The organism is Falsochrobactrum ovis, from assembly GCF_003259955.1.
GTDB lineage: Bacteria > Pseudomonadota > Alphaproteobacteria > Rhizobiales > Rhizobiaceae > Brucella > Brucella ovis_A.
The window spans coordinates 1-12176 of record NZ_QLMK01000013.1; the positions used below are offsets into that span (position 1 = coordinate 1).

Genomic DNA, 12176 nt, shown 5'->3' on the forward strand with positions numbered 1-12176 from the left:
ATCGCCCTACGCTGCGAGAAGACAAAGCGAAACTTTGCTTCCTTCGTCGCGCTCGTCGCAGGCTTCATCTTGGCCAAATCCGTCCACACGGCCTAGGCTTAACAGATTGAAAAATAATAAGAGTATAGCCACCAAAATTATTAAAAAAACCGCCCGGTGAGCCACTATACTTGTAAAAATGCTTAATTCTCAAATCTTTGAATTTTGGCTGATACCGAAAATATATCGCGTATTTTAGCCCAATGGCCAGCTGGACCTCATTTTCATCTGTCATGCTCACGATTAGACTGACGTAGAAAAGCGCTCCTGTTTGGGCACGAAGAAGGCCCACGTTATAACTTTCACAATGAGCGCCGCTAATAATATACGGATACTAAATATTCCCCCATATCATAACACCGTTGCATATTTCGTATGATCCTCTTGACTTGCTATGACAGATTTATGACAAGTCTATTATGCGGCGCGCACGACTTAACATCCATCGTAAACGATCAAGCAAGATTCGCACCTACCTCATAAAATTTTGTGGGTGGGGATGCGTTACTGTCTTGATAGCTGCATTAATTTCCTTTCGGGTAAGCACTGACTTAACCGATATCAACTTAAAGCCATTACTTCTTACTTCCATTATCGTATTTTTTATATATGCATTCTTCAATATTGCGCTTTCCCCGATCTCAAGTGCAATTACTGTATTATTCTTCACAGCGCTTTTACGCTTAGCTTCTTTTAAAAAAAGGGCAGCTACTGGTGAACCTTTAATCTTCGGAGACATCAGTCACACTACCCATATTTCCATTGCCTTAAAATACGTACAATTGCACGAGTTCATACTGGTACTGATCGCGATAGTATTGTTAATTGGAATAAATTGGGTGAAAAGCCGCAACCTGATACTTCGTAAATGGTGGCGATACGCTATACTCTGCGGACTGGTGGTTGTTACGCTGACACAGACGCACCACTTGGTGATGACGACCGCAGCTAATGCCAACAAAATGGGCATCCCCTATTATAGCTGGGACTGGCCACATAATTATAAAACAAACGGCTTGATTGTGCATCTAGCGCAGACTGGAAATCGACCTCAACCTGTATCTATTACCGAACAAGAACGGATAGAATTCAATCGGCTATATACCAACGCCGTTCCGGCAAATGACTCGCCCTCTCTTTTTATCAATATTCTATGTGAGTCTTGCTAGTATAAAGAAGGGCTTCTGGACGACGAATTTATTCCGATAAAGAAACTTGCTACCACTGAATTCAGAGCTGTGTCGCCCGTGTTTGGGGGCGGCACACCCAATGCAACTTTGGAACTATTGTCAGGCCTCTCTACACATAATCCTGCCGTAGCCGGTATTATCTATCAGGAGTATCGGGATTTTTTCGCTGATGCGACTTCGACTCTGCCAAGTCATTTGCGAGCCAATAATTTTCAAACAGAATCACTTCATAATTATCTTCAAAAATTTTGGTTTCGTGATGAGGTCGAACCAAAACTAGGTTTTACCGCGTTCCATGGAATAGAACAAATGGCACCCCATGACGAACCAGTCTACCCGCGAGATAAAATATTATACGACCATGCGATTAGTCGCATTGAGGCGGCTGCGGGGAAAAAATTATTCCTACATCTTGCCACGATGTACACTCATGGACCCTATACTGACGGCAATGGCAGCGAACCAATAGCCAACTACCGGAAAAAACTGCGCGCCAGCATTAACGATATGGAAGAATTTATCACTTCCATACGCAGTAAATATCCAGAAGCGTTTTTTTTCATTTATGGCGATCACAAACCCAGCCTACCCGAAACTCAGCTATCTCCTTCCAGCGGCCGTCACGAGATTGGCGATGTTCCGGTACTGATTATTGATCCGATTGCTGACCGCGCAAACAAACTTCGTAGTCAAACAGAAGGCAAGCCCTTCTTCTGCTTTCCGGCTGTGGTTGCGGAAATTTATTACCGGATGGACTTACCGGTTAAAAAATATAACGAAACCGCTTGTAGCGAATATAAAGGCAGTCATTATATGGAAGCGGCGAATTCCATTCCCGCATGGGTCTATACCGCAGCTATGTTCGATGAAACTGCTTCGGTCCCATTATATGACCTTGTGAGCAGTTCGCGTTAGTCCGGGCTCTTAGCACAATGGGCATAACACTTAATGCGGCTTCCACGCAGGTTTAAACCGCAACATCATCACATTGATTTTATTTAATGTTATTTTAGCTATCCATTCATCTTCCATTCACGATGTGTGTCCTAATTTGACCCCAACGAAATGGAGAAACTCGATGTTTAAAAAAGTAGTTATGGCAGCAATCGCCCTTTCCTTTATCGGTGCACCGCTGGCACAAGCGCAAAGTCATCATCAGCCGCGCAAGCCGGGTCATCATCGGGTAGAGCCAAGCCGTCCCGGTCCGTCCAAGAATTTCCATCGTCATGACCGCCGCAAGAAAGTGCAGCAAAAGCGCTGGTCTAAGGGACAGCGTTACAGCAACTGGCGCCGCCATCAGGAAATTCGCGATTACAAGCGTCATGGCCTTCGCAAGCCCGGTCGTGGCCAGCATTGGGTGAAGGTGGATAACCAATATCTACTTATAGCAGGTGCAACTGGCTTGATCGCTGGCGTCTTGGCGGCACGTTAACAGGTTTTCTACACTATCCCTCATGAAAAAACCCGGAAATCAACGCTGATTTCCGGGTTTTAATTATTGGACTAACCGTCTTTTACCACCATTTTTTCGGGATAAAACGACCAGCGGCCTTTTCGATAATGCTCGCAGTTTGAAACAAAGTTTCTTCCTCGAAAGGTCGTCCGATCAACTGCAGACCAAGCGGCAATCCTTCATTATTAACGCCCGCGGGGACCGTAATAGCAGGAAGCCCTGCCATATTCACAGTCACGGTGAATATGTCATTGAGGTACATTTTGACCGGATCTTTGGCGAGTTCTTCATCGCCCAGTCCGAAAGCTGCAGAAGGCGTCGTCGGGGTCAGGATAGCTTGAACCCCTTGCGCATAGACGTCATCAAAATCTTTCTTGATCAGCGTGCGCACTTTTTGAGCGCGTACATAATAGGCATCGTAATATCCGGCTGAAAGCACATAGGTGCCGATCATAACCCGACGCTTAACTTCCTGACCAAAGCCCGCAGCGCGGGTCTGCTCATACATATCGGCAATATCTTTGCCCGGAACGCGCAAACCATAACGCACGCCATCATAACGCGCGAGGTTGGACGAAGCTTCCGCAGGCGAGATAATATAATAAGCGCCAAGCGCATATTTTGTATGCGGCAGCGAAATATCAACAATCTCAGCGCCAGCATCTTTGAGATATTGAATGCCCTTTTGCCAAAGTTCTTCGACTTCCGCAGGCATTCCCTCAAGGCGATATTCTTTCGGAATACCGATCTTCATGCCTTTCACCGATTTGCCGATAGCGGCTTCATAATCAGGCACAGGAAGATCAGCCGAGGTTGTATCTTTTAGATCAAGCGATGCCATAGATTTGAGCAAGATTGCCGCATCACGGACATCGCGTGCAATCGGACCCGCCTGATCAAGTGAGGAAGCATAAGCAATAATGCCCCAGCGCGATACCCGGCCATAAGTGGGTTTAATACCAACCGTGCCGGTGAATGCTGCGGGCTGGCGGATCGAGCCGCCCGTATCGGTCGCGGTAGCGCCTGCGCAAAGATGCGCCGCAACAGCCGCTGCCGAACCGCCCGATGATCCGCCTGGCACGAGATCAGCAGTGGAACCTTCGGCGCGCCAAGGGTTTTTTACCGGGCCATAATAGGAGCTTTCATTGGATGAACCCATCGCGAATTCATCCATATTGAGTTTACCCAACATAACAGCGCCATCAGCCCAAAGATTGGCTGTGACGGTTGATTCATATTCAGGCTTAAAACCATCGAGAATATGTGAGCAGGCCTGCGTGTGAACGCCCCTGGTGGCGAATAAGTCCTTAACACCCAGCGGTATACCTTCTAACGCTCCCGCCTCGCCGCTCGCAATACGGGCATCGGAAGCCTTAGCCATTTCACGCGCCTGATCGGGCGTAACGGCAACATAGGCATTAAGAGCACCATTGGCAGCTTCAATCGCGCCCAGATAGGCTTCGGTCAGTTCGGTCGCGGTGATGGCTTTGGTCTTCAGCTTATCGCGCGCTTCGGCAATAGTCAGTGCGGTCAGTTCGCTCATCATAAAATCCTGTCAGTACGCCTCAGAAGGCGTTGTTTGGTGCGGGTTCAGAAAGTCTTATTCAACGACCTTCGGCACCACGAAGAAATTTTCTTCTGAAACCGGAGCATTGGCGACAACGGCATCAGCAATATTGCCATCATTTACCACGTCTTCACGTAGGCGCATTTTCATTGCCGCAACAGATGTCATGGGCTCCACGCCCTCAACATCCACTTCGTTCAATTGCTCAACCAAGCCCAGAATAGCATTGAGTTCACCGGTCATACGTTCGGCAGCTTCGTCGTTAACGGCGATACGCGCAAGACTGGCAACGCGCTTCACGGTGGAAATATCGACGGGCATTCTGTTCTCCGCAAATGCTTGAAAGGGGCGGCGATTGCCACCCTTTTGGTTCTCAATACCGGCTATAACGGTGCGATGATTGAAGCGCAACATTTCTTGCGCTTCAAAATCCAATTAGAAACTGTGAACAGTACCGGCTGGATCGGCCAGAACTTTCGTTTTCGTCTGATCTGCCATGCCGGCTATGAAATGTTCTGCCGTCTGGTCGATAATCGGGAACGAGCCATAATGACATGGAAGCACGGTTTTGAAATTAAAGAAACGCTGACAGGCTAGCGCGGCCACTGCACCGCCCATGGTAAAGCGATCACCAATTGGCACAATACCGATTTCTGGCTGATGCAATTCATTGATCAGCGCCATATCGGAAAAAATATCTGTGTCCCCCATATGATAAAGCGTCGGTGCGTCGTCAAAGTGAAACACCAAACCATTTGGATTGCCCAGCGCTTGCGATACGCCATTTTCGGTCAATATTGCCGATGAATGCAGCGCATTGACGAAAGTGACCGTGAAGCCATCATGCGCAATGGTTCCGCCCGTATTACCGGGATCAAGTTTTTCAACTCCCTGACTGCCCAGCCAGCTAGCAAGATCAGCATTGGCGATAACAGTCGCGCCATGTTCTTTGGCGATTGCCACCGTATCACCGACATGATCACCATGGCCGTGGGTCAGGGCAATATGGGTTGCGCCTTGCGTGGCTTGCGCAAAATCAATGCCCTTAGCGCCCGGATTGCCGTTAAGAAAAGGATCGATCAGGATAGTGGCGCTTGCTATTTCAATGCGAAATGCAGAATGACCAAGCCAGGTGATTTTCATAAGGGTTCTCCTTTGACCTCGATTTTTATTCCCGGACCAGATATGACGCCCGGAGAGTTTTAGACAAGTCAGATAGATTTTTAAACCGCCACTGCGACAAGGGAAATAATGGCCGTTATCGAAATTGAAAATGTTGCAACCATCCTGCAACCCGGCCAGACCGTCGCTGGACTGGATCTTGGCACCAAGACAATCGGCGTTGCCGTATCCGATCTTAGCCTTTCCTTTGCCAATCCCCGCCCTGTCATCAAGCGGGTAAAATTTACAATTGATGCGCAAGTGCTTTTAAAAGCGCTTCAGGCTGATAATGTAGGTGCCATCATCATTGGTCTGCCGATGAATATGGATGGCAGTGCTGGGCCGCGTGTACAGGCCACACGGGCATTTGTGCGTACAATGCAGCCATTGACCGACATCCCGTTTGTCTTTTGGGACGAGCGACTTTCAACCGTTGCCGCTGAAAGGGCCCTACTTGGCATGGATGTCTCACGCGGCAAACGCGCCGAACGCATTGATTCGGCCGCTGCCGCTTTCATCCTACAAGGCGCGCTCGACCGCATTCATGCGCTCAGCCGAAACAACGACAACAACGATGATTATGACGCGGGATAAAGCAGATCCAGCAGCTTTACTGCATTGTGGCGTGCATCCAACATACCATAAGTGGTGCGCCATTGCCCACCCAGACGCGTGTCGATAAACGCATCGGCAATATCGTCAGCCCCAAGATTTCGCAATTCGGCAGCCGCCGCCGCAAAGGCCAGTTGCTCAGTCAAAAGCCGCGCTACGCCGGGATCACTTTGCGTCAAATGTAATGCCGCATGTAGCACATCTATAGTCCCCTGCCCGCGCACGCCAAGCTGTCCACTGATCCAATCAAGCACTTCGTCAAAAAGTGCCGGACCGCGCGAAAGTACACGCACCACATCGAGCGCCATCACATTGCCCGAGCCTTCCCAGATCGCGTTAACTGGTGCCTCGCGATAGGCCCGCGCCAAATTGCCATCTTCAATATATCCATTGCCGCCAAGGCATTCCATCGCTTCATAAAGCAGCGCCGGTGCAATCTTGCAGACCCAATATTTCACCACCGGTGTCATGCAGCGGGCAAAAGCCGCTTCCGCACGATCGGTTGCGGCCATATCAAAAGCACGCGCAAGCCGCATAGAAAGTGCAGTGGCGGCGGCAACATCGAGCGCCATATCGGCGAAAACACGGTTCATCAAAGGCTGATCAATCAGCGTTTCTCCAAAGACCTGCCGATGGCGCGCATGATGAACAGCTTCCGCCAGGCCAGAACGCATCAGACCAGCGGAAGCAACCGCACAATCGAGCCGCGTCAGCGTCACCATATCCATGATGGTCTTCACGCCCTCGCCGGGATTTCCGACCATATATCCATTTGCCTGATCAAATTCGACTTCGGCCGAAGCATTGGATCGGTTGCCCAGCTTGTCTTTCAAACGCTGAAACATAAAACCATTGCCCGTGCCATCTTGCTGCAAGCGTGGCAGGAAAAAGCAGGAAAGACCCTCATCGGCCTGTGCCAGCACCAAAAAAGCATCGGACATTGGCGCAGATAGGAACCATTTATGACCCGTTATGTTATAACTTCTATCGTCATTGCGCGTGGCTCTGGTTGTAATGGCGCGCAGATCAGTACCCGCCTGCTTTTCTGTCATTCCCATGCCAATGGTGATGCCTTGTTTGCTCAAAGCGGGCTTTTGCGAGGAATCATATTTGCGCGACAGAATATGCGGCAACCATTTTTCATAGAGATCAGGAGAAGCCATTAGCGCGGCCAGAGACGCGCTGGTCATGGTGAGCGGGCAAAGATGGCCTGCCTCCAGCTGGGCGGCCAAATAAAACCGCGTTGCACGTGTCTGATGCCGTCGACCCGTTTCAAGCGGATTGGCTTCCCAGATTGAGGAATGCAACCCTTGCGCGCTCGAACGACGCATCAGCGCATGATAGGCGGGATGATAATCGACCAGATCTGTCCTGCGACCTTGCCGGTCATGGGTGCGCAGTTTGGGTATTTCCGTATTTGCCAGTCGCGCAAATTCCTGAGCCTCAGCTGACAGAACAAAACGCCCGGTCTGTTCTAGTTCAGTATGAAGCTCTTTGGGGAATCGCGCTGCGAGCTGCATCAGAAGCGGGTCGCCCAGATAAGCATTATTACCCGCCATAAGCGGGGGCTGGTTGGTGATTTCATGCGTTTTCACAGGCTTGTCCGTTGGTTTGACTCGATTCTTGTGACTCTTGCCAGTTAATTCCTTAAATTTCCCTCATGCATCAGGTTTCTGTGCGTGAAATACAGGTTTTCCTTTTGGAATCTGCACAAGCCACTATAAGGACGGTTGCGGTGCCGCATTCCCCACCTTATACGGATGACTTGCCATGATAACACAACCGGCCTCTCCGCTCTTCCCTCATCGCCACCTGCTTGGCATTAAGGGGCTATCGCCTCTGGACATTCTTTGCTTGCTTGATCTTGCAGATCAGGAAGTCGCTGTCTCACGGCAGTTTGAGAAAAAGAAGTCTGTGCTGCGCGGTCGCACGCAAATCAACCTGTTTTTTGAAGCATCGACCCGGACGCAATCTTCGTTCGAACTGGCTGGCAAACGGCTAGGCGCTGACGTGATGAATATGTCTGTTGGCAATTCATCGGTCAAAAAAGGCGAAACACTCATCGATACTGCGATGACACTCAACGCCATGCAGCCGGATATTCTGGTCATTCGCCATGCTTCTGCCGGTGCCGCAGCGCTGCTTGCGCAAAAGGTCGGCTGCTCAGTTGTCAATGCGGGCGATGGTGCACATGAACATCCAACTCAAGCCCTGCTTGATGCGTTGACTATTCGTCGTGCCAAAGGGCAGATCGAAAATCTCATCATTGCCATTTGCGGTGATGTGCTGCATTCGCGCGTGGCGCGCTCCAATATTTTGCTGCTCAACGCTTTGGGCGCCCGCGTGAGGGTTGTTGCACCTTCCACACTGCTGCCGGCGGGTATCGCTGATATGAGTGTTGAAGTTTATAACAATATGGAAGAAGGCCTAAAAGACGCAGATGTCGTCATGATGCTGCGTTTGCAACGTGAGCGCATGGCCGGTTCTTTTGTGCCTTCAGTGCGTGAATATTTCCGCTTCTATGGCCTCGACAACGAAAAACTCAAACATGCCAAGCCAGATGCGCTGGTGATGCATCCGGGACCAATGAATCGCAGTGTTGAAATCGCTTCTGACGTTGCCGATGGTGCGCAAAGCGTCATCCAGCAGCAAGTTGAAATGGGCGTGGCGGTGCGTATGGCGGTGATGGAAGCATTGCTTGATCCGCGCCGCGATGCAATCAGCGAGGGAGACCGGGCATGAGTTCCACATTATTTGAAAACGCCCGTATTATCGATCCATCTCGCGGAATTGATGAAATTGGCAGCCTGCTGATTGCAGACGGAAAAATCGTCGCAAGCGGAGCGGAAGCTCACAATCAAGGGGCGCCCGAAGATGCTCAGATCATTGATCTCAACGGCCTAGCGATCTTGCCGGGGCTGGTAGATGCACGCGTCTTTATTGGCGAACCTGGCAATGAGCACCGTGAAACAATTGCCTCGGCCAGTCGGGCTGCGGCGGCCGGCGGCGTTACGTCGCTTATCATGATGCCCGATACCAATCCGGTAATCGACGATGTTGCGCTGGTGGAATTCGTAAAACGCACCGCGCGGGACACGGCAGTGGTTAATATTCACCCGGCAGCAGCCATTACCAAGGGATTACTTGGTGAAGAGTTGACCGAAATTGGACTATTGCGAGATGCTGGCGCGGTTGGTTTTACTGAAGGCCGCAACACCATTGCCAATACGCAATTGATGCGACGCGCATTAACCTATGCTCGCGATTTTGATGTGGTTCTCGCTTGCGAAACTCGGGACCCTTATCTGGGTGCTAATGGCGTGATGAATGAAGGGCTTTTTGCCAGCTGGCTCGGCCTTTCGGGCACGCCTCGCGAAGCAGAAGTGATTCCGCTTGAACGCGATCTACGTTTAGCAGCGCTCACAAAAAGTCGGTACCATGCTGCACAAATTTCATGCGCTATGTCTGCAGAAGCGATGCGTCGAGCAAAAGACTTGGGCGCAAAAGTGACGGCAGGTGTTTCGATTAATCATCTCTCGCTCAATGAAAACGACATTGGCGAATTCCGCACCTTCTTCCGCCTGTCACCACCCTTGCGCCAGGAAGAAGACCGTCTAGCCATGGTGGAAGCGGTGAAAAACGGCACGATTGATATAGTCGTCTCCGCTCATGATCCACAGGATGTAGACACAAAACGCCTACCCTTTGCCGATGCTGAAGCAGGCGCGATCGGGCTTGAAACATTGCTGGCGGCAGCACTTCGTCTCTATCATAATGACAGCATTCCGTTACTGCGTTTGGTAGAAGTGCTTTCAACTGCACCGGCAAAAATATTCGGACTTGATGCGGGCACTTTGCAAGCAGGCGCAAGCGCTGATCTTGTCATTGTTGATCTGGATGAGCCTTGGGTTGTTCGCGAACAAGATTTGCATTCTCGTTCAAAAAATAGTTGCTTTGAAGGTGCGCGCTTCCAAGGGCGGGTTCAGCACACTATAGTCGCGGGCAAAATCGTCTATTCGGCTGAATAAACAAAGGGGAATAATATGGCCGAAACAGGTCTGTTCAGTTTGCTCGGCTTTGCCTCGCTGCTTTTTGGCTATATTCTAGGCTCAATCCCTTTTGGACTTATCCTGACCCGATATGCAGGTCTTGGCGATGTGCGCTCCATTGGATCGGGTAATATTGGTGCCACCAATGTGCTGCGGACTGGCAATAAAAAGCTGGCCGCTGCAACGCTTCTGCTTGATGTTCTCAAAGGCACAGCCGCCGTTTTGATCGCTGCTCGTTATGGTGAATATGCAGCCATTGCAGCAGGTTTGGGTGCATTTATCGGCCATCTCTTTCCCGTATGGATTGGATTTAAAGGCGGTAAAGGCGTTGCAACTTATCTGGGCATTTTGCTGGGGCTTGCTTGGCAGGGTGCACTGGTATTTGCTGCCGCATGGATCATAACCGCTCTATTGACGCGCTATTCTTCCCTATCGGCCATGATCGCCAGCCTCATAACTCCTATTGCACTTTATGCGCGGGGAGATACGGTTGATGCCGCACTGATGGCGCTGTTAACTATTATTATTTTTATCACGCATCGAGCCAATATTTCGCGATTACTTGATGGAAGCGAAAGCAAAATCGGAGCTAAGGGATGAAAGAGAAGACGAATTTTCGATCTGGAATTCGTCTCTCTGATAATCAGCGGCTCAACTGGCTGCGCCTTATACGTACCGATAATATTGGTGCTGCCACCTTTCGTGATTTGGTTCTTTTCTGCGGGTCGGCGGCCAATGCGATTGAACGCTTGCCAGAACTTAATATTCGTGGCGGCAGTGCGCGCCCACTTCGCATCATGTCCGTGGAAGATGCTGAGCGTGAAATAGAAGCAATTTACCGCAATGGCACCCAGCTGATTGGCATGGGCGAGCCGGATTATCCGCAACAGCTCAAGAATTGCGAATTTCCACCACCACTTGTCATCGTCAAGGGTGACACACGGGTCTTTCGCAAACCGCCGGTTGCTATTGTCGGATCAAGAAATGCTTCCGTCGCCGGTGCCCGCTTTACCGAACGGCTGGCGCAAGATCTCGGCGATGCCGGATTTGCAGTCATATCGGGCCTTGCTCGCGGCATTGACGCGGCTGCTCATAAAGCCAGCATGGCCAGCGGAACAGTTGCAGTACTTGCCGGCGGGTTGGACCGTCCCTATCCTGCAGAAAACCTGCCCATTTATCGCGCTATCCCAGAACATGGCGGGGCATTGATCACCGAAATGCCAATGGGAGCTGAACCGCGCGCACGGGACTTCCCGCGCCGCAATCGCATTATTGCAGGTTTGTCGCTCGGCTTGATTGTCATCGAAGCTGCCGAACGATCCGGGTCGCTCATTAGTGCACGGATGGCAGGCGAAATGGGCCGCACAGTATTCGCTGTCCCTGGCTCACCACTCGACCCGCGTGCCCGTGGAACCAATTCCTTGCTCAAACAGGGCGCTACCCTTGTAACCCAGGTTGACGATGTAATTGAAGGCCTCGCGCCCTGGATGCCAACCGGCGAGCTTGATCTGGAGGATGCACCGCCAGCATCGTTCACTCAACTTGACGAAGATCCGGCACCGCTCAAAGTGCCGACAACTGATAATGATCGCAATCGATTGGTCGATGCACTGGGTATTACCCCTATCGATATCGACTCACTTGTTAGATTTACGGGTTTAGATCCGGATGCTGTTCAACTCATTCTGCTTGAGCTTGATCTTGCAGGTCGCATTATCCGCTATCCTGGAAACCAAGTTGCGCTCGTGCCAAGCGAAGAACTTAACCCTGTTTCTTCGCTTGTTTAAAGTATTAGCACCCCCCTGGTTGTATTTTTTGACTTTCTCGCGCCTCTTGTAGGGCCATATCAAGCATATAAATAAGCAAATGTTTATCGGTTGTTCTCGCAAGTTTAAGTAATTCTCGTAACATTGCTTCAATATATGCTAGCGTTTCAGCTTTAGTTGCCTGCCTTTGATCCATTATGCCCCCCCGAGCAACGTCGTTTCATAACGTTTTTCAAAAACTAAGAATCGGAATCGGACTTGCGTGCAATCAAAACATACATAGAACAGAAACCGAATACAGGCTTCCCTTGAAAAATTACGATCTTCCGAACAAAAAAC

General features: G+C 50.3%; 12 protein-coding genes. 8 read left to right on the forward strand and 4 right to left on the reverse strand.

Annotated features, from left to right (window positions below; all coding sequences use genetic code 11):
* Positions 1 to 551: 551 nt before the first annotated feature.
* The 3 genes from C7374_RS15825 (at position 552) to C7374_RS12640 (ending at position 2661) form a co-directional block, all read left to right on the forward strand.
* Positions 552 to 1208, forward strand: coding sequence for a hypothetical protein (locus C7374_RS15825; RefSeq protein WP_146612737.1), 657 nt, complete (start codon positions 552 to 554; stop codon positions 1206 to 1208).
* 36 nt (positions 1209 to 1244) lie between these two features.
* Positions 1245 to 2144: a sulfatase-like hydrolase/transferase gene (locus C7374_RS12635; protein WP_342634726.1), complete on the forward strand. Its 900-nt coding sequence runs from the start codon at positions 1245 to 1247 to the stop codon at positions 2142 to 2144.
* Between the two features lie 163 nt (positions 2145 to 2307).
* Positions 2308 to 2661, forward strand: coding sequence for an RcnB family protein (locus tag C7374_RS12640; RefSeq protein WP_111575991.1), 354 nt, complete (start codon positions 2308 to 2310; stop codon positions 2659 to 2661).
* Between the two features lie 82 nt (positions 2662 to 2743).
* Here C7374_RS12640 and gatA read toward each other — a convergent pair whose 3' ends face one another.
* The 3 genes from gatA to C7374_RS12655 form a co-directional block, all read right to left on the reverse strand.
* Positions 2744 to 4225 carry an Asp-tRNA(Asn)/Glu-tRNA(Gln) amidotransferase subunit GatA gene (gene gatA / locus C7374_RS12645; protein ID WP_111576042.1) on the reverse strand — a complete coding sequence of 494 codons (1482 nt, stop codon included), beginning with the start codon at positions 4223 to 4225 and terminating at the stop codon, positions 2744 to 2746.
* A gap of 57 nt (positions 4226 to 4282) precedes the next feature.
* Positions 4283 to 4570, reverse strand: coding sequence for an Asp-tRNA(Asn)/Glu-tRNA(Gln) amidotransferase subunit GatC (gatC, locus tag C7374_RS12650; RefSeq protein ID WP_111576043.1), 288 nt, complete (start codon positions 4568 to 4570; stop codon positions 4283 to 4285).
* 114 nt (positions 4571 to 4684) lie between these two features.
* Positions 4685 to 5392 carry a metal-dependent hydrolase gene (locus C7374_RS12655; RefSeq protein ID WP_111575992.1) on the reverse strand — a complete coding sequence of 236 codons (708 nt, stop codon included), beginning with the start codon at positions 5390 to 5392 and terminating at the stop codon, positions 4685 to 4687.
* Positions 5393 to 5500: 108 nt separating this feature from the next.
* Between C7374_RS12655 and ruvX the strand changes: the two genes are divergently transcribed.
* A complete protein-coding gene (gene ruvX / locus C7374_RS12660) occupies positions 5501 to 6004 on the forward strand; it encodes a Holliday junction resolvase RuvX (RefSeq protein WP_111575993.1) in 504 nt (167 codons plus the stop codon).
* On the opposite strand, the gene C7374_RS12665 is transcribed toward ruvX, so the two are convergent.
* Positions 5989 to 7617 (reverse strand): acyl-CoA dehydrogenase family protein, encoded by a 1629-nt coding sequence (locus C7374_RS12665; RefSeq protein ID WP_111575994.1) that lies wholly within the window; start codon positions 7615 to 7617, stop codon positions 5989 to 5991. The two genes, ruvX and C7374_RS12665, sit on opposite strands and share 16 nt — an antisense overlap.
* A gap of 175 nt (positions 7618 to 7792) precedes the next feature.
* Between C7374_RS12665 and C7374_RS12670 the strand changes: the two genes are divergently transcribed.
* Genes C7374_RS12670 through dprA form a run of 4 tightly spaced genes read left to right on the forward strand, consistent with a single transcriptional unit; the run spans position 7793 to position 11858 of the window.
* The gene (locus C7374_RS12670) at positions 7793 to 8764 is read left to right on the forward strand and encodes an aspartate carbamoyltransferase catalytic subunit (RefSeq protein ID WP_111575995.1); all 972 of its coding nucleotides are present in this window, start codon (positions 7793 to 7795) and stop codon (positions 8762 to 8764) included.
* Complete coding sequence (locus tag C7374_RS12675) at positions 8761 to 10050, forward strand: dihydroorotase (RefSeq protein ID WP_111575996.1); 1290 nt, start codon at positions 8761 to 8763, stop codon at positions 10048 to 10050. The genes C7374_RS12670 and C7374_RS12675 overlap by 4 nt, the downstream gene beginning before the upstream one ends.
* Before the next feature lie 15 nt (positions 10051 to 10065).
* The gene (gene plsY, locus C7374_RS12680) at positions 10066 to 10671 is read left to right on the forward strand and encodes a glycerol-3-phosphate 1-O-acyltransferase PlsY (protein ID WP_111575997.1); all 606 of its coding nucleotides are present in this window, start codon (positions 10066 to 10068) and stop codon (positions 10669 to 10671) included.
* Positions 10668 to 11858 carry a DNA-processing protein DprA gene (dprA, locus tag C7374_RS12685; RefSeq protein WP_111575998.1) on the forward strand — a complete coding sequence of 397 codons (1191 nt, stop codon included), beginning with the start codon at positions 10668 to 10670 and terminating at the stop codon, positions 11856 to 11858. Before plsY ends, dprA begins: the two co-directional genes overlap by 4 nt.
* Positions 11859 to 12176: the final 318 nt, after the last annotated feature.

Coding starts and splice junctions, on each gene's coding strand:
- C7374_RS12640 (WP_111575991.1), top strand. CDS start 2,308: ATGTTTAAAAAAGTAGTTATGGCAGCAATCGCCCTTTCCTTTATCGGT.
- gatA (WP_111576042.1), bottom strand. CDS start 4,225: ATGAGCGAACTGACCGCACTGACTATTGCCGAAGCGCGCGATAAGCTG.
- gatC (WP_111576043.1), bottom strand. CDS start 4,570: ATGCCCGTCGATATTTCCACCGTGAAGCGCGTTGCCAGTCTTGCGCGT.
- C7374_RS12655 (WP_111575992.1), bottom strand. CDS start 5,392: ATGAAAATCACCTGGCTTGGTCATTCTGCATTTCGCATTGAAATAGCA.
- ruvX (WP_111575993.1), top strand. CDS start 5,501: ATGGCCGTTATCGAAATTGAAAATGTTGCAACCATCCTGCAACCCGGC.
- C7374_RS12670 (WP_111575995.1), top strand. CDS start 7,793: ATGATAACACAACCGGCCTCTCCGCTCTTCCCTCATCGCCACCTGCTT.
- C7374_RS12675 (WP_111575996.1), top strand. CDS start 8,761: ATGAGTTCCACATTATTTGAAAACGCCCGTATTATCGATCCATCTCGC.
- plsY (WP_111575997.1), top strand. CDS start 10,066: ATGGCCGAAACAGGTCTGTTCAGTTTGCTCGGCTTTGCCTCGCTGCTT.
- dprA (WP_111575998.1), top strand. CDS start 10,668: ATGAAAGAGAAGACGAATTTTCGATCTGGAATTCGTCTCTCTGATAAT.